Origin of the sequence: Mesorhizobium loti CJ3sym (genome assembly GCF_000472785.1) — a bacterium.
Classification (GTDB): Bacteria; Pseudomonadota; Alphaproteobacteria; order Rhizobiales; family Rhizobiaceae; genus Mesorhizobium; species Mesorhizobium loti_E.
In genome coordinates, this window is record NZ_AXAL01000046.1 from 12822 (window position 1) to 30765 (window position 17944).

The following is a 17944-nucleotide window of genomic DNA, read 5'->3' on the forward strand; positions in this document are numbered from 1 at the left end:
AAAACCCGCGCCTGGAAAGGCAGCGGGCTAGCTTGGGGAGCGCTGTTGGGAAACAGTGCGCCTTCAAAACGGGCGGACACTCGCGGAGTTCCGCTTGGTAGGGTGCTTGTGGCCCGGTGGCCCAAAAAGGCCCGCTGTCTTTGGGGAGAGCAGCGGGCAGGGTCTGGAGTGTGCTGGGATCATCCAGCTTGGGTCAACGAGCGTCGGAGAGGTTGGTTGCAGGGAGGCAAGACATCAGTTGATCAGCTGGAGAGTAGTGAACTTGCTAGCGATTTCCTGAAATACGTTCGGCAACTTGGTCGGATCGTTTACTGCGTAATAGTTGGTTGGATCAGTGGCGCATTTGCCATAGAGCGTCCGGTTGGCCGCCGTGTCCGATTGCAGAGTAATAGTATAGATTTGAACCTGCTGCGCCTTCAGCTTTTGACACACGTCAAGAGTCCATCGGTCTACCGCGCGCGCGGCGTCCGTCTGGTTGCTCGACCCAAAGCGCCCCGAAGACAGAAAGCCGTAAGATGTGTAGTCTGACTGCTCCGGTTCGTTGCCGGCCCCGAACACCACATTCTCCCCGTCGGTTAGCAACACGACAATCTTGGTCGTGTTTGGTGCCCTCCATGCGGCTCCATCGGTATACGGTGGATCGGGCGACAGCACCCGCATTCCCCATGAAAGCCCCTCGGAAACGTTGGTGCCAGAGCCGTTCCACTCTTGCATCTGCGATGCGGCAGTTCGCAATTTATCGAGGTCGGTGGTCAAAGGGACCACCGGTGTTGGGCAGGCGCGGTTAGGGCCGACGGTCAACGGGCCATTTTTGTCGTTGATCTTTTTCACCTTAGGGTTTTTGTACTTGGCAATTATCTTGTCTTTCCCTTTTTTATCCGTGCCGTCCTCGACGTCATCGGAGAGATAGGAATTGTTGTAGACCTTGGCATCGTTGCCGTAGCTCGCCGATGGAGCCGTGGCGTCGCCAGGGTCGTCTGGAGCAAGATACGGTACGAACAAGGTGTCAGCATCAGCCTGGTCCGGGGACACGTCGGAAATGCCAGCGCTGCCCGGTCGGGCCTCAACGCAGCCTTTCCAGCCCGTCCCCTTCCAACCGGTTCCCTCTGCAAGGTCCCTGAACAGATCCATGTGATTGACGCGGCTGCCATCGGGCAACAGGGGGAAGTTGACGCCGTTGTTGGGCGACTTGCCGTCCATGTCGATCCAGGCCGGATCAAACTCGTCGCCATTGACATTCACGGCGGTGACAAAGGGGACAAGCGCGGCGGTGATCTTGCGGTTCGGCGACTTGGCTCCATCCAAATTGTCGAGCAGTGCTTTCGTTGCGTCTCGAAGGGCTTGGATCTTGGCGCCGGCCATTGAACCTGTGTTGTCCAACACCATAACGACTTCGAGATTGTTCGTGGCCTCTACCGCGCCAGCGTCAACCTCGATGTGCTGGTTTGCACCGAACAGGAAAGCAAAGTTGAGGGCCACGTCGGCGGAAGCGACGGCCTTGGTCTTGACGTAGTTGAGCCCCTTGTCGACGGACAGGGTCACTTTCGCATTCGACAACTCGCCGTGGTTCGCCACGTTGACCTGAAAATAGCGATCAAACGCAGCCTTACGGTCCGCCTCGCTGTCCGTCAGGTGCGATGAAGCAAGAGTAGCAGCGTCCAGCGAGGACTGAAGGTCGACCTTTGCTCGCATGATGGTAGTGACATCCGTCGCGAAACCGATAGCGGCCAGGATCGCAGGCAATGCTAACCCCATCATGAGCGCGAAATTTCCACTCCGAGAACGCCAAAAGTCGTCGAAAAGCATCCAGACCCCCTTGCTTAACCAGTTTGTTTCTTACGGGAGGCACGGTTTACCAGTGGTATAAATGCCCTGGTTGCCGACGAAAAGGCGCCGATTAGTTAACGATACTTCAACCCGATCATTTGAGATGAGTATCATCCGCCTCGGATCACGCGCCAGATGTCGTGCCAATGTGCGGTGACAAGCGGTGCCAGCGCCGCCGCAGCCATGCCAGTGATACCCAAGGCGCCAAGCCCCATGAGCTTCCAGCGCGACACCTCGGTGGTGACTTCCTTGACGCTGGTCATATCAGCATTGAGCTTGCTGACCGCGCTCTCGGGGGCGGTCACTCGGTCCACCGTTCGTCGGTCTTCTGATACATCTTCGCACGGCTGGCGGCGGCGCGCTGGTGCGATTGCTCGTAGCTCAAAGCTGCGCGCGCATCGCTGTCCTTGATATCGCGTCGGATCTCGGTGATGTCGCGCTGCATGTCCTGCGTGGCTTGCAGCAGGCCGCCGATCATCATTTTCGAGACTTTTATTTCCGGATGCCGGCATTGCCCCTGCCCTGCTATGATTTCAGTTCGGCCCGGCGCGCGGCGCTGGCCTTGGTATGGCGGTCGCACGGCGGCGTGTAGAGCTTCACAGCGCAAACGGGCGCCATGGTGCGGTCGATTCTGTTCTGATCCTCGAGCGTCTTGCCCTTCGCCCGCAAGGCTGCTACCGATCGCCGCCCGCAGGGCTGGAACACCGTTGACGCGGAAGTCCCACGGCCCGCCAGCAGAATTTGCAGTCATCAAAATTACGGCTGGCATCAATGCCTTTTGCGTATCGCATCGGTATTTTCCTTTTCGACCTTGACGCGGAGTTCGTCGGCACCCCGATGTTCGATAAGTTCGTAGTCGCCGCGCGCCGCACCCGATGCGACCAGGGCGATGAACGCCCAGCCGATGATGCCGCCGACCAGGCGCGATACGCCAAGCCGGTCGACGAGGAAGGTGATGAGCAAGGTCATGCCGGCACGATGCCGAGCGCCGCGGCGAGGTGCTTGGCCTTCCTGTTCGCATAGGCCAGCGCGTGCCGGTGACCGGCACCTGGACGCCGCTGAAAGTGAACACCGTTTTGAAGCCGTCACGGCGGTCACAGCCTTCAAACCGGCGACAGGAGGGGCGAGGCAGGCAGCGCGAGCGGCGGGACGGGAAAGCGTCCGGGGAAGACCTCGGGTCATGGCAGTGTCTCTGTTCTGGGGGAGAGTTTCGGCTAACCCGCCGTGGGCAGATTTCTGGTTGAACCCGGCCAGTTGGCTTGCCTTGGGATCAATTCCACGCAATGCTGGCCGGTGGTTAAGGGGAGGACGACGTGCGTACGTTTATGATGCTCGGGCTCACCGGGCTGGCTTTTTCTGCCCCTTCGTGGGCAGACCCGATTGTGCTGCAGTGTGAGATCCAATCCGGCGGCAGCAAGATTTACGGCAAGGCGGATCAGATCGTAATCGACCTGGATAAGCAGTACGTGGAATTGCGGGTGGCCCGCACAATCGGCACCGACTATGAGGTGAACTGGGATTTCACAACGCAAACGAAACCGGGAATAGAGGACCACTTCGGCGTAAGGCGTTTTACCGATGATGGCACGATTTTTGGAGGTGGTGTACGCGCCGCCTCTGGTGAGGCTTTCGAGCTCGTTGGCGGAGTCTTGACTTGGACAGCTCTATATCAGGGCAAGGTTGACACCATGCGATGGCGTTGCCGATAGCTACGTTTCCATACGTGCAGCCCTTGCGATGGCGATGAGCTGGTCGGCATCGAGCGTCAGAAGATTCATGTGCTGCACGACTTCGGCCCTGGCATTCGAGAGTGCCCTGCGCAGCTCGGAGCCCTGCAGCGACTTTTTGTCATGCATCCATTGGCCGTCTGACGGAGGCCGGCAATAGCCGGTGACGTCGACGAGATCGACCAGCACCATATCCGCGTCCTGCTTCGAGCCGTTGCGCCGAGGACGCGAAGATAGGCAGTTGTGTGCGCCTGCTGTGCTTTGATGGGTCCACCAGCCTGGCCAGCAGGCAAACGTCTTTGGCTTACTGCCAGCCTTGAGGCATCATCTGTTGCAAATTGGCCGAGGAGACCACTGTCACAGCCCTGCACCGCGGCGGGTACCGCATCCTTGGCCGCGCCGGCCACTTGCCTGGCCGGCACGAAATTGGAATTGGCCGAGTACCTTGGCGAGAAGAGGAAGTCGCGGAGGTCTTCCGCCCATTCCTTTTCTTCGTCGGTCTCCTCATCGTTCATCGCAGCAGTCGAGATGCGATGCCATTTTTCCGATTGCGGAATGATCAGGCTTTCAAGTCCAGCGGCCAGCCGGTTGGCGGCCGAGTTGATCGTGTTGGCATTGACGCGCAAGGTAACCGCTGTTCTCAGGCCACGGCCTTGAGTGGCGCGGGGGCATAGGCCCAGGGCAGCAGGTCGTCGAGCTGGCTCTGTGGATGGCCGGCGACGATGCGGGTGATGACGTCGGCGAGGTAGGCGTACGGGTCGACGCCGTTGAGTTTCGCGGTTTCTACGAGCGAGGCGATGGTCGCCCAGTGCTCGCCACCGCCGTCGGAACCGGCGAAGAGCCCATTCTTGCGATTGAGGGCGATTGGCCTGATCGAGCGCTCAACGACGTTCCAACAACCCAACCGTCGCGCAGTTTCTGGATCACGACGGGGTTCTCGGCTGACACGGGCACTTCCCCGACCTCTTAGCTTTATGAGGCTGAGCTTATATAGGTTTCGCTAAACACCGATTGCTGATGTACGAAAGACTTTAGCGTTTGGGATTACAATCTGTTCGGGCTGTGGCTAGTCGCATCTGCTTTTCGCGCGGCCGATTATCCGTAGTGGAGCCTCGGCTTGGGCTCGACACCATCGAACCGTACACCCACCCTATCATTCCGGCGCCAGCGAACCTCGCAACGATAGGCAACGCCGTCGGAAGCCACGTACAGGAGAAAGCGCTCCGGCACCCAAGCATCGGCGGCAACTCGCAGTTCCGCGCCGTTGTCGTGCTGATTTTTGATAAAGCAGCTAATTTCCGAATTCTGGATCCCGGTAATGATTGCAGCGCCCTTCAGCACCCGCTGACGATGCTGGCGACGCTGATCATTCTGCGGGTCTACCACGGACATTTCTATTAACGGAACTGCCACACAGTTGATCCCCAGCGTCTGCCGTATTGGTTAAGAAAGACTTGCCCTGGCTTTTCATCGCCGATGTCGGCTAAGCGTCCCAAAGGCTTTCGCTTTATCCTGAGAAGAACCCGGCGGGGCAAGGCTGTGACCTTGGACCGGAGAAGCGAAAGCGCCGACCCGACAAGGAGATCCTCATGTCGACACGATATGCGACTATCATCCCGAACGATGACGGCCCGGAGGGCGTTTCCAACATTGCCCAAATCGAGGGAGCTGCGCTGCAGGTGAGTTCGAGAAGGTCGCCGACGGCGTGCTTATCGGCATGATTTGTAGCGGCCCGGTCGGTGTGGGCGGAGGCTTTGGCTTGCCGGAAGGCACGCCAGGTACCGGTGAGCGTGGTCTTGGCATCGCCAAGGCCGAACCGAAGGACAATCGCGCCAAGGCGAAGGAAAAAGCCCGCCGCAGACGATCCTCCGGCGAGCCGTCTGCCGATCCGATCACGCCGGAAGCCTGACGATGCCTGCGCCTGCGAGAAATTTGGGAGGCCCGAGGCTACCACGGGCGCAAGCGGATCTTCGCGACTGCTGGCGATCTGTGGGCTGCTGCTGCCGAGTTTTGAGTGGGTGGAAGAAAACCGCTCTATGAGGTCAAGGCGTTCGCCTACCAAGCGGACGTGAAGATCGAGAACTGCTCGTAAGATGGGCTTTTGTAATGGTCTCCCTGGCTTGTCTCTACAGCAAGATCAGGCTGGCCCAACTGATCTAACCGGTTTTCAGACTTCATCGATTGCCTGAAGACAGGAATCGATTCATCGGTCACCTCTGCACAGCGTTACGGGTCCGGTCGGCGCTGTCGATCTCAAATAATGCGCCAGCACACTTTCTTAGTCTCTCCTAGGCCGCAAAGGGGGTTCCATCTGGGGCACGGCGGTAATCCGGTTTTCGCCAAAGTCCTTCGCGCTTTTGGAGCCGTTCATATCCTCCTTCGCCCGTTTCCGATGCTGGAGACCCGCAGGGTCATCTCGTCGTAATGCTGCCTATCGGGGCAATCACGCACGCATGCAGCGATGGATTGCGCTTCGGATCGGTAGCAGAGGTGCTCGAGCCGCCGGAACGTCGGGTTGCGTGAAAGCAGCGATCGCCAAATTGAGGGCCATATACGCGCTCCAGAGATTGACTATTAGCTCTACGCACTCTTCGCCTGCGTCGACCTAAATCGCTTGACCCTCATCTGGGTGCCGCAAGTTGCGTCGGCACACCAGCGACGATGGCCGCCGCGCGAGGTGTCGATAAACAGCCATCCGCAGTACGGCCCAAGGCATTCGCGAACCGGCCTTCTCTGCGCTCGCGTAACGAGAAGCTCTGCCGCTTCAAGGGCAACGCGATCAGCGATCGTGCTGAAGCCATCTTCCTTCCACATCCAGACGAAATGTTCACCCGCTTGGCTAAGCCTCCGATTCGTGAGCGCGCCTGAAACAGCATCGCTGAGTACCCTGCCCTGGGCCATCGGCGCAGACCGTCCGCGCGCCTCGGCCTGAAAAACACTATAGATTGCTTCGCGAGGATCCTGCGCCGCCACCAACGCGTTCTCCGCAGCTGATTGTTTCGAAACTGCTGCCTTCGCGAGGTTAGCGCCGATCTCACCCGTGATCAGCTCGATCCTCACCGCCCATTCAATCAGGTCCTCATAGGTTCGAAGCAAATCCGGACCCCACCGATCGCTGCGCATTTCGACCGTGTTGACGAAGTCCAGCGCCGGGCTACCGCCAACCAATCGCATCGTGGTGATCGTTTTCTGGTCACTCATGGTTTGAGAATGGGTTTCGCGGAACTTAAAACGCAAGACCAGGTTGTAGCGGTATAAGAAGCGTTTATCCGTTACGTTTCGTACGAACGCATGAGACAGATTGACCGGCGATTGCAAAGCGCTTCGCGCGCGTGACGTTCCTCTCCGACAATCGCGCTGATCTTCACGGCCTACTGCGCAACGCGGCTCGCTTGACCACACCTCTGTCGAAACTTACGAAGTGGACAAGACGCTTGCTTAGCTAATTGCATTTCATGCCTTTCAATGTAAGCAAGATATCCTCTGCGCACGTCGAGTGCGGTTGGGACCGTACGTAATGCAGCACAGAACGCTCTTCGACGGCAAAGTCATCCTAATACCGACCACGGCACGAAGCGATCCCAGAGGTCTGCTGACTGCCATCCAGTTTGGCGATTACAATTTCCAAGCCATTCGGGCGTTCGTCGTTACCGCGCCTCCCGGCACTTCCAGAGGAGGACATGCACACCGTTCTGGCCGGCAATTGATGATGCAACTGTCGGGCGAGATTGTAATCGAATTCCGGTATCATGAGCGGGTCGAGCGCCTATCGCTTACTGCATCGAACCGTGCAGTCCTGGTTGATGCCCAAGTGTGGGCCCTGCAGACTTATGAAGGCGAGAACCCTTCGCTTTTGGTTTTCTGCGACACCGAATACGACGCCGAAGACTACGTATTCGATCCCGTTCGACAGCCCCTGGGAGTCGGGAGGCCCTGATGTGCGTCGGCAAATGAAGAATGAACGTGGCAGAATGGCCATTCTAGGGGCCGGCATCATGGGCTCTAGCCTGGCTATCACGATGGCGCGAAAAGGCTATGCGGTGTCCCTGTTCGATAAGGAAAACGAGCCGCTGGCCTGCGCAAGCCGCTGGAACGAGGGCAAGATCCATCTTGGCTATCTCTACGGTGCTGATCCATCAATGCAGACCGCCCGACACCTGATCTCGGGAGGATTGTGTTTCGGCGCGCTTGTCTCCGAGTTAATCGAAACCGATCTGAAAGCGCACACAACATCTTCGGACGACCTTTATTTGGTTCATCGCGATTCTGTCGTCGACGCCGACACGCTGAGGACGACCTTTGAGCGCGTCGATGCCCTACTACAAAGTCATCCGGACGCACCCAGCTACCTTGTTGATGTGTCGGCGGCCCGCGTGAAAAGGCTCTCCAAAGGGGAATTAGCCAATATCAACGGCTCGGAGAAGATTGTCGCCGCCTTCCAGGTGCCGGAGCGTTCAGTCAACACGCGATGGATTGCTGATAGACTTTGTGATGCAATCCGGGCTGAACCAAATATTAGCTTGCGAATGGCTGCCAAAGTCTGTGCGACAACACCCATCGACGGAGTTGACGGCCCATGGCTCGTTGCGGTCGAGGGTGAGAAAAACGAGACCTTTGACGTCGTGGTCAATTGCCTCTGGGAGGGACGATTAGCTATCGATCGGACAGCTGGCCTGGAGCCGGTTCCGGGCTGGTCGCACAGATATCGGCTTTGCCTGTTCGGCCGCACGAAGCGGTCGGTAGATGTGCCATGCGCGGTCGTCGCTCTCGGCCCATTTGGTGACATAAAGAACTATGACGGGTGCAACTTCTATATCTCGTGGTATCCGAGCGGCCTTCTTGCTGAGACCAGCGCATTGTCCATCGAAATGCCCAAGGCGCTGGATGCGGCGGAACGGCACCAGTTCATCAATGACGTTCGCGCGAGGATCACCGAGCTCGTGCCTGCTGTTTCCAGTATGTTTGACTATGCCCAAGAGCTTGAAGTGCGTGGCGGGTTTGTGTTTGCGCAGGGCCGCGGTTCGCTGAGCGATCCGAAAGCCACAATTCATCGCCGGGACCAATTCGGAGTCAATCGTCTGGGCGGCTACATCTCGGTCGACACGGGAAAATACTCAACGGCGCCGTGGCTCGCAGACAGGCTAGCAAAGCAAATATCTGGGGTCGACTGAATGGATAAGACGGCGCGGGCCTGCGTGAGTCAGGTGGAAGCGGGCTGGAAGCCCAAGGTCACCGCCTTGGTGCCCTGCTACAATTCCGCGACGTTCATTTCGCGTACGCTGGACAGTCTTGCTGCTCAGACTTGGGACAACCTCGAGATTCTGGTCGGCGAGGACAATTCGACCGATGAGACGTTCGAAATAGTGTCCGCATTCGCGGGCGGCCGTGATGATGTCCGCATCATGCGCCGGACCAAGAATCTAGGATGGCTTAGAAACTCCAACGACCTCATGGCCAACGCCAGCGGTGAGTTGATGTTCTTTGCCTTCCATGACGACACCATCGATCCAACCTATGTGGAAGCGCTGGTGCGCGCTTTGGACGGCAATCCCGATGCAGTGCTGTCATTCAGCGATGTCGAGGTGATCGAACTCAGCGGTGAGCGTGCTTATTGGAAATTCGACCTTCTGTCGGGGTTGCAGAGCAGTCTCGCGCGTGGCCGGGCCATGGCGCGACAACCGCATGGATGGTGGATTCCCAACCGCGGACTGTTCAGAGCATCAGCGTTCCACCGCAGCGGGGGGATCAAGCCCAACAGCCAAGGCGAATTCAGCGCCGACTGGACTTGGCTGTTGCATCTATCGCTGCTTGGCGGCTTTATCCGGGTGCCCGAACTGCTTTGCCACAAGCACTACCGTCCGGGCAGCATCAGCAAGCTCTGGGATCGCACCAGCGTCCAACGTAAAGCGTTGCGGGCAGCTGGTGCGAGGGAGGTCTGGAATAGCGATGCGGACCTGGCGCTAAGAGCGTTTCTCGCTACATACATTGCGCTTCGGCCGTGGCATTGGGTTCCGCGGTCACTACGCCACCGCCGACGTTAAGGCTGAGGTTGTGGAGACGTATGCTTCCCGTTTTGGTTACTGCAGGACGGCCAGTATCTGTCTACACGGCCGGATCTCCATCTCGGGTCATTCCGATTTTCAGACTAGCACTACTTTGCCGCCAGATTTTTAGTGGTGATCGATCGGCGGCAATGCGGACAACGCGTTAGAGGCGGCTGTTTCGAGTATGGCGACGATGGCTGCCCGAATTGCTAGAAGGGTCGGCTTCGGTGGTGGGCTATGGCTTCTTTTTCCCGGTTCGCCTACTTGAGGCGACGGGATAGGAGAAAGGCGTAGACGAGATCATGGTCATGAGCGCATGTCGATTCAGCCCTGTCCATGATCGTCCCTCGAAGTGATCGAGGCCCAGTTCTCCGTCAGTTGCTGATGGGCCTGCTCGCAAATCTAGCGCGCCTTGATGGCGCGGGCCGGACGCTTGAGCGGGGTGTCGGCGGGTAGGTTGGACAGATAGTCTTACGCTTGCCGTTCGAGCGATGTTCTCTACGTTTGCCCGAATTCAGAAGGGCCTTCCCGCAACGGGGTTGACGAAGCAGGTCGAGGCTGCTGAGTGAACGACGCGCTTGAGATGGGGGGCGGTGGAGTGTAGCCACGTCCGCATCCACACGACGGTGCGTGACCAGTTGGAAGAGACCGGTCACGTCCACCGCATTGACGATATGGTCCTGATTGCGGGTCTCCGCATCCGAACGCTTCGATACCCTGTGCTATGGGAGATGGTTGAGAGCGACGCCGGCTCCTACGATTGGAGTTGGACCGATGCCAGGCTGGAGCGCATCCGTGATCGGATAGCTCAGGCTGGGCGCGCCGTTCCAGATCGGGAAGCCATTACCCATGCGCTCGATGTCGCCGGCATGGGCGAACTCGAAACGCCGCACCATGTCGGGGATCGTCGACTTTAAGAAAACGCGTCCACACATTATCTCGATCTCACACCATCACGCTATGGAAGACCAAAATGGGAACGGATTGCGAACGAGTCAACCGGCTCCCTCACGCTGACTTCCAGCCGTTTTGACACAGCAACGAACACCATCGGCTCGCTCGTGCCCTCGCTGGATTTGGAGCGTTCACGTTCCCACGATCGGTCCCACGCTAACTCCCACGTCGCGCTATCGGCGAGTGTGCTTTAGCAGCGGTGTCGAGGAGAGCTTCAATCCAGATGTATCCGCGGCACCAAGCCAATGGATCAACAACTTTCCTGGCCAATTTGCCTGGTAATTCACAATGGAGAGTTCACATGTTCAAATTCACATCGGCCGTATTGCTCCTGCTGGTCAGCACGGCGCCGGTTCTCGCCGACGATATGCCGGTTAATGCCGACGCGATCAAATGGGGTCCGGTTCCGCCATTTCTCCCTGCAGGCGCTAAAATGGCGGTCATCGCCGGAGACCCGTCGAAAGACGGCATTTATGTTCTTAGGTTGCAGATGCCAGCCAACTACAAGATTCCCGCTCACAACCATCCGACGTCGGAATATGTCACGGTGCTGTCCGGGGATTTTAACATTGGCATAGGCGACAAGCTTGATGAGGCAAAGGGCATGCACCTGACGGCGGGCGGCTTTGGCGTTGCACTGGCTCAGATGAACCACTTTGCCTGGACCACCAGCGCGACGATCGTTCAGGTGCACGGCGAAGGTCCGTTTGCGATTACATATGTCAATCCGGCGGATGACCCGAGCAAGAAATGATCCGCCGTTGCCCACAATAGGCAGCAGGGTCAAAGGTGCGCTGTCCCGAGACCGGACAGCGCACGTAGCTAGCTGAACCGGCGAACGAATTCCTTTGCGGGCAGGTCGAAGGCGGACTTCTCCTGCTTGATGCGCTCGATGGGCCAGTCCCACCTGGATTTTCTGCATGGCCGCGATGGTATCCGCCGAGAAGCGGTGTCTTACGAGCCGTGCTGGGTTGCCGGCCACGATCGCGTAGGGCTCAACATCCTTGGTGACGACACTGCAAGCCGCAACAACGGCGCCATCGCCGATGGTGACGCCAGATAGGATGGTTGCCCGCACGCCTACCCAAACGTCGTTGCCCAGGATGATTGGACCTTTTGTCCTAAGGTATTCCATAGTCGTTTTGGTTTTGAGGATCTGGTCTTGCAATCCAAAATTCGAGGCCGTTTCTGTTGGGTGGTCGGCGTGACAAATGAAGCGGACTTCGGCGGCAATGGCGCAGAAGGCGCCAATCCTGACTGAGGATTCTTCCGAAAGGAACAAAAAAGATCCGCTATGAACGCCATGCGAGTACGGGCCCAGCGTAACAAAATGAGGGAGCGCGACTTTCGGTCCGAGCAACCCACGAGCGCGCATCCAATCCGTCAATCTTGACATTCATCCCCCTTACGCATGCAATGCGTCATTCCTCCCGGAAATCCTGCAGCGAAGCGTGCCGCAAATTCTCCTCGCCGCGCAAGCGCTTCACGCGCCCAATCAGCCCGGCTTGACCCACTGTGTCGCCGGTCGCTTCATGCCCTTCGGCGCCGGCCCGGCAGGGTTCTAGACGCGCTTCCACAGCCGCTCGCGGATGGCACGGCTGGATTGATGAAGGCCGAGCCAACATATTTGCCCATGGCACGATCGGCTTTCAGTGCAAAGGCGTGCTTGCCCATTTCGCGCTCGACGCCGAGCAGATCACACTCCTCGACCGCGTAGGTTTTGATCTTGAGCCAGTTCGTCGACCGGCCGCTGCGATGTTTGCTGTCGCGGCGCTTGGAAACCATGCCCTCGATGTCGGCTTCGTCGATCAGGTGGAAGATCGATTTGGCATCGCCTGGCATGGGCCTGCTAAACTGGATATGGTCACCAGGTTCGATTAGGCCATCCAGAATATCGCGGCGGTCCTCCAGTGCTATGTCGTACAGATCGTGCCCATTAAGACGCAGGAGGTCGAACGCGACGAAGTATAGGTCTCTCTCCCGCCGCGTGATCGCCGTGCGCAGCGCTGCGAAGTCAGACAGGTCGGCCTCGTTGAGAACGACGATTTCACCATCGATGATGGCACTCTTGACACCCGGCCGTTTTGAAGCGCCGACCAGGTTGCGGTATTTCAGCGTCCAGTTATGGCCGTTGCGGTGAAGATGCGCACGTCATGGTCGATAATAATCTGGGAGCGGTAGCCGTGGAACTTGATCTCATGAACCCATTCGTCGCCTTCGGGATGCTTTTCGACAAGGGTCGGGAGCAGAGGCTCGACGAACTTCAAACGCATGAACTGACTCACGAAAACGCGATTCAATTAGCATGCGCTTAAATGGTCCCAAATCTTGAAACTCGCGGCCTTGCAACAAAGCGAGGGCGTCGGACGTTGGACCGGGATCAAATTTTCAGGAGTCCCACTTGCCGAAATACCACGTCGAGGAAATGGACGGCGAAACCGTCACGGCTACTCACGTCGTCCATGCTACTACGCCGCTCAGGGCCGCTAGAGAAGCAACAGAGCGGGACGTCACCTTGCGCACAAGCGAGCCTATTTGGATTCGGGTCACTGACGAACAGCAAGGACACGTTTTCAAATACAGTTACAATCTCTAGTCGGGCGATGACTAAGCTATCCGACCTTGTCCCACCCATTCTCGGCATCCTTCACGGCGACGATCTGATCCGTGAGGAAGGCCATTTCTACAACTGCCCAAATTGCTGACAGAAGGTCGACTAGCGGGACTTGCGGCAGGTGTTTGGGCATGAAGAGCCGGGCCATGAACCTCTTGAGCCCAAGGAAACCACTCAGGTCATCGAATTCCGAAGGAGCAAATAGAAACCCGCCGGCCGGAGCCAGCGGGCTTTGTTTTATAAACAAACTTAGATCAGGTGGCGCAGTTCGAGACGCAAACCGCGACGACCGCGCTAAGCTTCTCGCGCTTCGTCAGTACCGGCTTCTGATAGGTCTTTTTCATCGTATCCCCTTCTTGAACTGAATCCCTCACCCAACGCTTAGCAAGCAGTCGCTAAAATGAAAAGCCCGCCACCTTTCGGCAGCGGGCCTTTACGCAGGCCTTTGGAGAGTGCTGCTAAGCCCTGCGTAGAGCCTATCGGCGAGCGATGAGCAGGCAGAGCTGGCGCAAGTCGCGATCATAGGTGCCCTCGCTGCTGAGAACGTCCGCACAACGCTTCTTCATCCTCGCCAGCTGGGTACCCGACATCTGGGCAACAGTGCGTGTCATGCCTGGTTGAGTGGGGGTGCTCGGGTTGCTGGGATTCGAGGGATTGGACGGGTTGCTGGGATTAGTGCCGCCGATCCCGACGCCGACGCCAACGCCAACACCGCCTGTCCCACCAACGGTAGCGCCAAGTCCGGCAGTGACACCGCCGGTACCACCGACGTTGGCGCCCAGGCCTGCATTGACACCATTGCTGCCGCCCACCGAAGCGCCAAGCCCGGCGCTAACGCCGTTCGAGCCACCGACATTGGCGCCCGCACCAGCATTTACACCACCGGCACCACCGACCGAGGCTCCCGCGCCAGCACTCACGCCACCACTTCCGCCAATCGACGCGCCAACACCAGCGTTAACCCCGCCGGCTCCGCCGACCGAAGCCCCGGCACCGACGCCGATCCCGCCTGCCGTTGCAGGAAGAGAAATTGCTATAACGAATGCACTGCTGGCCAGAGTTCTGGCGAAGGTCTTCACGAAAGAATTCATGGTACTCTCCCTGTTTTCTTTGCTTCACCAGCCATTGATTGGCTGCACAGTAATAAGGACAGGGAGTCCTATTAGGGTTCTTAACGTAGGTGCTTTCTTCGGGACAGGGCAACTAGCCCATCAACCCTTCCCTAAACTCTGGGTTGATTTGAGTTGTAGGCCAAGCCAAAATTTCGCGCTTCATCTACTGGATGTCGCCCGTTGCGCGGCGAGACACCTAAATATAAGCTTCCGCTTATGGAATGGGACCGATCCATGATCACGCTGGCAGTTATGCTGCTGGCAGTCGCCGGCGTTGCGATCTATCTGCTCGTTTAGCGTTGACCGCGCGCTCCGTCGGAGCGCCTCGACCTTTTCCACGCAAGACTTTTCAGCCCGCCGGCGGCACCTTGCGTTCATCAAAATTCCAGCTGGCATCAATGCCTTTGCGTATCGCATCGGTGTTCTCCTTTTCGATCTTGGCGCGGAGTTCGTCGGCGCCCCAATGTTTGATGATTTCGTAACCGCCGAGTGCCGCACCCGACGCGACTAGGGCGATGACCGCCCAGCCGATGATGCCGCCGACCAGGCGCGACGCCAAGCCGGTCGACAAGGCAGGTGATGAGCAAAATCATGCCGGCACCGCGCCAAGCGCAGCCGCCAGGCGCTTGGCCTTCCGGTTGGCGTACCAGCGATAGCCGGCGCCGCCGATCAGCAGCACGGCGCTGATGACCGCCAGGATCAAGACCACCTTCATGATGAACTCGCTGCCGTAGGACATCGGCGAGAGCTGGTTTTGCAGATCCTGTAGCGTGCCGCTACACCGCCGCCGCCGAGGCCGGCGCCCATCGCCGCGTCGGCTGGCGCAGTCGAGGGGCGGGGTGTCGGCGTCTTCGACGAACGCCTTCGCCTGCCCGCCGTCATAAAAGTTGGCCGCCTGCGGTACCTGACCGGTTGCCCATGCCTGGCCTATTGCGCGAACCTCCCGCACGCGCGCGCTCCAGCCGTTGCCGAAGGTGCCGAACGTGCTCAGATGCTTCAGGAAGGCCATGCGCGCGTTGACGTGCTCAGATGCTTCAGGAAGGCCATGCGCGCGTTGACGTGCTCAGATGCTTCAGGAAGGCCATGCGCGAGTTGCAGATGCGGTCGATCAGCGCGTCGTTGGCCTTCTCGGCCTTCAGCGCCGCCAGCGTGCCCATGCCAAGCACGCCATCAATGCCGCCGGTGCGTGCGGGTCGCAGCGCCTGCTGAAGCCACATGATAGGCCGGATGGGGCCTGAATTCACCGCGCCGTCAAAGAGCACGTAATCGACGCAGGCGGGCAGTGCATCACCCTGCACCGCGTCCCAAATACTGGTGATCGTAGATGGCGTTGATCTCTCGGTGGTGATGCCCTTCACCGACCGGGTGGCGAGGCCCCTGCCCTGCGATAGCCGTCATAGACGCGCTGTGTGACGCCTTTCATGGTCGGGCCGCCAGGGTCGCTTGGATGGTTCGAATAGCCGCCTTCGTGCGCAAGCAGGCGGGCAAGCGCCCCCTTTTCACGCGAAACAGCCATTTGTTAGTCATTCTTTTTAGACGAAGTGTTACTTTCGGCAGCGAGGAGCGAGCAGATGGAAAGCTTTCGGATTGATCTGATGAATGGTCGGAAAGTCGTGCGCACCGTTTCGGTTGCTGCGCAGAGCCCCGTTCATGCGGTGGTGAAGACCATCCCGAAGCCGCTGATGCCGGGCAAGGCTCCGGGGAAACCTTGGATCCGAGTTAGGAACGCGGCCGGTGGAAAATCCAGCGCGTTTCGGGTCGTTGATTAGGGTCCGGACTCATAACTCGTAGCTGATGGTCGCTGCGACGCAGATCGCGGCAAGAAGGTCGTCGGCGTTTTGGTCGTAGCGCGTCGCCGCGCGGGAAAATCTATCAAGTGGCGACCGTAATTTTAGTCTAATGGCCGATGGGTTTTGAGGGTGCAGACGCAATGTCCTTGGCGCTAAACCGGCTTATTCTTTACGCCCGCGACGTAGAAGGGACGGTCGCCTTCTACGAAAAGCACTTTGGTTTCAAAGTGCTTCGCCTCCCTGGCGACAGAATTGTTGACCTTGCGGTTCTTACGGGGCGGTATGACGGGCTCGGTGCCGCGTTCGACCAGCCACTCACGTAGCGCTTGGCTATCATAGCCCTTGTCAGCGACAAGCTCGGCAGATGGCGGCATCATCTCGATGCAGAGCTTGGCGACCTTGCAATCGCGAACGTTTCCCGGCGTCAGGAGCAGGACGCAGGGTCGCCCCTTCTCGTCGCAGACGGCGTGGAGTTTGGTGTTTCGTCCGCCTTTCGTGCGGCAAATACCATGAGCCAAGGCCCCCCTTTTCCGCCGCCCGCTCAGCGGTGGACCTTGATGCAGCTGCTGTCGATGAAGAGCCTGTCCGGCGCATCTCCCGCTCCCGCCAGTGCGCTGAAGATGCTCTCTCAGATCCCGCGCTCAGACCAGCGAACGAACCTGTTGTACAGCGTCTTCTTCGGGCCGTAGACATCGGCACAGTCGGCCCAACGGCCACCGCTACGAACCGCACGAACGATGCCGCTCAACACGCGGTCATCCACGCGCGGCATGCCCCGCACATCGGTTGGAAGCACTGGCTCGATCCGGGCCCACTGCGTATCGGAAAACCAGAAGAAATCCGCCATTCCACCGCCTCCTCGTCGAGGCACTGAATCACGATCGGGCGAAATGGGAATCCGGTTATTGGGTCCGGACCTAATGTTTCAATTCAAGCAGACCGAGCCGGTCCACCATTCAGGTCACGCATACCCCAGTGTTTTGGCTTGCCGCAGGGCCGCCACTGTTCTCGTGGCCGACGTTTTGTCGTATGCAGCCAACGCCGGTTTGATCTCTTCGCCGCAGCGAAGGAGCGAGGACCGACGCGATCGGCGGCAAAGGTCAATAGACCGTGCGCAGGCGTCCTGTGATGAGCAAATGGCTATGGAGATGCTTGGCTACGGCAAGGAAGCTTGGCTGCAAAAGCCAGATCCGAAAGCGACAAAGGGCATAAAGTCCAAAGCCCACGCCACTGGGCATTCTGCGGATAAGGGTCTGCACGCCTGCAAGCAGGCTGACCGTGATTGGATCGCTGAAGCCATAACCGCGGAGCGTTTCGATATGGCCGGCTGTCGCAGTGGAGGATTACGGCGTTTTCCATCGCGTCTAGGAGGGCCTGGTCTGGTTTGGGCGCTCGATGGCGCCGCGCTGAGGCGCGTCTTCATGACATGTGATTCCTGTGCGTAAGTTGTTGGAAGGATTGCCGATTACGGCGGCGCGCCCATACTTGACGAATGGGGGCGCAACACGTCGATCTCGTTTTGCTGGAGCAATCTGTGGCGAATGCCGGAGGTATGAACCTCCCGTTGCTCTGATCCCCGATAACTGGATCGTTTTTGGTTAGAGTTTTTCGCTGTATTTTCCTGGCTGGGAGAAGGAGCGGAGACGATGAAAGCATCGAAGTTTTCGGACGCGCAGAAGGCGTTCATTTTGAAGCAGGGNGATGACGGTGTGACCGTGGCGGAGATCTGCCGCAAGGCCGGGATCAGCCAGGCGACGTATCAACTGGCGTAAGAAGTATGCTGGCTTGCTGCCCGATGAGATGCGTCGGCTCAAGGCGCTGGAAGATGAGAATGGGCGCCTGAAGAAGATCGTTGCCGACCTGACGCTCGATCGCG

Annotated in this window: 24 protein-coding genes and 6 pseudogenes; 11 read left to right on the plus strand and 19 right to left on the minus strand. The window is 58.6% G+C overall.

The window, feature by feature from the left end:
• Window positions 1-234 precede the first annotated feature (234 nt).
• From A3A9_RS0134920 to A3A9_RS44985, 4 genes are all read right to left on the minus strand, one after another.
• Window positions 235-1806 carry a pilus assembly protein gene (locus A3A9_RS0134920; protein ID WP_027062649.1) on the minus strand — a complete coding sequence of 524 codons (1572 nt, stop codon included), beginning with the start codon at window positions 1804-1806 and terminating at the stop codon, window positions 235-237.
• Between the two features lie 131 nt (window positions 1807-1937).
• Window positions 1938-2132, minus strand: coding sequence for a DUF1515 family protein (locus tag A3A9_RS46090; protein ID WP_245279207.1), 195 nt, complete (start codon window positions 2130-2132; stop codon window positions 1938-1940).
• The gene (locus A3A9_RS46095; protein ID WP_245279208.1) at window positions 2129-2596 is read right to left on the minus strand and encodes a hypothetical protein; all 468 of its coding nucleotides are present in this window, start codon (window positions 2594-2596) and stop codon (window positions 2129-2131) included. Before A3A9_RS46095 ends, A3A9_RS46090 begins: the two co-directional genes overlap by 4 nt.
• The gene (locus A3A9_RS44985) at window positions 2596-2796 is read right to left on the minus strand and encodes a hypothetical protein (RefSeq protein ID WP_051371469.1); all 201 of its coding nucleotides are present in this window, start codon (window positions 2794-2796) and stop codon (window positions 2596-2598) included. The genes A3A9_RS46095 and A3A9_RS44985 overlap by 1 nt, the downstream gene beginning before the upstream one ends.
• Before the next feature lie 344 nt (window positions 2797-3140).
• Here A3A9_RS44985 and A3A9_RS0134940 point away from each other — a divergent pair, with 344 nt between their 5' ends.
• The gene (locus A3A9_RS0134940; RefSeq protein ID WP_027062650.1) at window positions 3141-3536 is read left to right on the plus strand and encodes a hypothetical protein; all 396 of its coding nucleotides are present in this window, start codon (window positions 3141-3143) and stop codon (window positions 3534-3536) included.
• Here the strand turns inward: A3A9_RS0134940 and A3A9_RS46100 are convergent, their stop codons facing one another.
• The 3 genes and pseudogenes from A3A9_RS46100 to A3A9_RS46105 form a co-directional block, all read right to left on the minus strand.
• Window positions 3537-3746, minus strand: coding sequence for a hypothetical protein (locus A3A9_RS46100; protein ID WP_245279209.1), 210 nt, complete (start codon window positions 3744-3746; stop codon window positions 3537-3539).
• Window positions 3747-4194: 448 nt separating this feature from the next.
• Window positions 4195-4446: pseudogene (locus tag A3A9_RS40545) on the minus strand (transposase domain-containing protein); the annotation flags it as partial.
• A 203-nt stretch (window positions 4447-4649) separates the two neighbouring features.
• Window positions 4650-4946, minus strand: coding sequence for a PilZ domain-containing protein (locus A3A9_RS46105; RefSeq protein WP_082222387.1), 297 nt, complete (start codon window positions 4944-4946; stop codon window positions 4650-4652).
• 367 nt (window positions 4947-5313) lie between these two features.
• Here A3A9_RS46105 and A3A9_RS44995 point away from each other — a divergent pair, with 367 nt between their 5' ends.
• Complete coding sequence (locus A3A9_RS44995; protein ID WP_161634575.1) at window positions 5314-5463, plus strand: hypothetical protein; 150 nt, start codon at window positions 5314-5316, stop codon at window positions 5461-5463.
• A 671-nt stretch (window positions 5464-6134) separates the two neighbouring features.
• Here A3A9_RS44995 and A3A9_RS0134965 read toward each other — a convergent pair.
• Window positions 6135-6872: a CGNR zinc finger domain-containing protein gene (locus tag A3A9_RS0134965; protein WP_152536273.1), complete on the minus strand. Its 738-nt coding sequence runs from the start codon at window positions 6870-6872 to the stop codon at window positions 6135-6137.
• A 199-nt stretch (window positions 6873-7071) separates the two neighbouring features.
• On the opposite strand from A3A9_RS0134965, the gene A3A9_RS42050 reads away from it, so the two are divergent.
• From A3A9_RS42050 to A3A9_RS0134980, 3 genes are read left to right on the plus strand one after another with little or no spacing between them, the layout of a single operon-like run.
• On the plus strand, window positions 7072-7491 hold the full coding sequence (locus A3A9_RS42050; RefSeq protein ID WP_051371474.1) for a sugar 3,4-ketoisomerase: 420 nt from the start codon (window positions 7072-7074) through the stop codon (window positions 7489-7491).
• Window positions 7492-7504: 13 nt separating this feature from the next.
• Complete coding sequence (locus A3A9_RS0134975; protein ID WP_161634576.1) at window positions 7505-8725, plus strand: FAD-dependent oxidoreductase; 1221 nt, start codon at window positions 7505-7507, stop codon at window positions 8723-8725.
• Window positions 8726-9595, plus strand: a complete 870-nt coding sequence (locus A3A9_RS0134980) for a glycosyltransferase family 2 protein (protein WP_027062655.1) — start codon at window positions 8726-8728, stop codon at window positions 9593-9595.
• A 166-nt stretch (window positions 9596-9761) separates the two neighbouring features.
• Here A3A9_RS0134980 and A3A9_RS46650 read toward each other — a convergent pair.
• A pseudogene (locus A3A9_RS46650) lies at window positions 9762-10095 on the minus strand (IS701 family transposase); the annotation flags it as partial.
• A 234-nt stretch (window positions 10096-10329) separates the two neighbouring features.
• Here A3A9_RS46650 and A3A9_RS45580 point away from each other — a divergent pair.
• The 3 genes from A3A9_RS45580 to A3A9_RS46365 all read left to right on the plus strand — a co-directional run bounded on the left by A3A9_RS45580 (window position 10330) and on the right by A3A9_RS46365 (window position 11615).
• Window positions 10330-10515, plus strand: a complete 186-nt coding sequence (locus tag A3A9_RS45580) for a hypothetical protein (RefSeq protein ID WP_210163701.1) — start codon at window positions 10330-10332, stop codon at window positions 10513-10515.
• 338 nt (window positions 10516-10853) lie between these two features.
• Window positions 10854-11306, plus strand: coding sequence for a cupin domain-containing protein (locus A3A9_RS0134990; RefSeq protein ID WP_027062657.1), 453 nt, complete (start codon window positions 10854-10856; stop codon window positions 11304-11306).
• Between the two features lie 138 nt (window positions 11307-11444).
• Window positions 11445-11615: a hypothetical protein gene (locus tag A3A9_RS46365; RefSeq protein WP_275451228.1), complete on the plus strand. Its 171-nt coding sequence runs from the start codon at window positions 11445-11447 to the stop codon at window positions 11613-11615.
• On the opposite strand, the pseudogene A3A9_RS46655 reads toward A3A9_RS46365, so the two are convergent.
• From A3A9_RS46655 to A3A9_RS44570, 8 genes and pseudogenes are all read right to left on the minus strand, one after another.
• Window positions 11604-11948: pseudogene (locus A3A9_RS46655) on the minus strand (hypothetical protein); the annotation flags it as partial. The gene A3A9_RS46365 and the pseudogene A3A9_RS46655 sit on opposite strands and share 12 nt — an antisense overlap.
• Window positions 11949-12082: 134 nt before the next feature.
• Window positions 12083-12667 carry a hypothetical protein gene (locus A3A9_RS41565; protein WP_343286153.1) on the minus strand — a complete coding sequence of 195 codons (585 nt, stop codon included), beginning with the start codon at window positions 12665-12667 and terminating at the stop codon, window positions 12083-12085.
• Complete coding sequence (locus tag A3A9_RS46435) at window positions 12664-12825, minus strand: hypothetical protein (RefSeq protein ID WP_343286152.1); 162 nt, start codon at window positions 12823-12825, stop codon at window positions 12664-12666. The genes A3A9_RS41565 and A3A9_RS46435 overlap by 4 nt, the downstream gene beginning before the upstream one ends.
• A gap of 817 nt (window positions 12826-13642) precedes the next feature.
• Window positions 13643-14257 (minus strand): hypothetical protein, encoded by a 615-nt coding sequence (locus tag A3A9_RS40570; protein WP_082222384.1) that lies wholly within the window; start codon window positions 14255-14257, stop codon window positions 13643-13645.
• 370 nt (window positions 14258-14627) lie between these two features.
• On the minus strand, window positions 14628-14837 hold the full coding sequence (locus tag A3A9_RS40575) for a hypothetical protein (RefSeq protein WP_152536274.1): 210 nt from the start codon (window positions 14835-14837) through the stop codon (window positions 14628-14630).
• 30 nt (window positions 14838-14867) lie between these two features.
• Entirely contained in the window at window positions 14868-15287 is a 420-nt protein-coding gene (locus A3A9_RS44560; RefSeq protein WP_027062661.1) for a hypothetical protein, read from the minus strand.
• Between the two features lie 25 nt (window positions 15288-15312).
• On the minus strand, window positions 15313-15636 hold the full coding sequence (locus A3A9_RS44565; RefSeq protein WP_152536275.1) for a putative peptidoglycan-binding domain-containing protein: 324 nt from the start codon (window positions 15634-15636) through the stop codon (window positions 15313-15315).
• Window positions 15633-15794, minus strand: a complete 162-nt coding sequence (locus A3A9_RS44570; RefSeq protein WP_152536276.1) for a glycosyl hydrolase 108 family protein — start codon at window positions 15792-15794, stop codon at window positions 15633-15635. The genes A3A9_RS44565 and A3A9_RS44570 overlap by 4 nt, the downstream gene beginning before the upstream one ends.
• A gap of 55 nt (window positions 15795-15849) precedes the next feature.
• Between A3A9_RS44570 and A3A9_RS0135045 the strand changes: the two genes are divergently transcribed.
• Window positions 15850-16047, plus strand: a complete 198-nt coding sequence (locus A3A9_RS0135045) for a hypothetical protein (RefSeq protein WP_027062662.1) — start codon at window positions 15850-15852, stop codon at window positions 16045-16047.
• A gap of 167 nt (window positions 16048-16214) precedes the next feature.
• Window positions 16215-16346: pseudogene (locus A3A9_RS46115) on the plus strand (VOC family protein); the annotation flags it as partial.
• 9 nt (window positions 16347-16355) lie between these two features.
• Here A3A9_RS46115 and A3A9_RS46120 read toward each other — a convergent pair.
• A pseudogene (locus A3A9_RS46120) lies at window positions 16356-16586 on the minus strand (transposase); the annotation flags it as partial.
• Window positions 16587-16696: 110 nt separating this feature from the next.
• On the minus strand, window positions 16697-16915 hold the full coding sequence (locus tag A3A9_RS43520) for a transposase (protein ID WP_082222386.1): 219 nt from the start codon (window positions 16913-16915) through the stop codon (window positions 16697-16699).
• A gap of 799 nt (window positions 16916-17714) precedes the next feature.
• On the opposite strand from A3A9_RS43520, the pseudogene A3A9_RS41575 reads away from it, so the two are divergent.
• Window positions 17715-17944: pseudogene (locus tag A3A9_RS41575) on the plus strand (transposase); the annotation flags it as partial.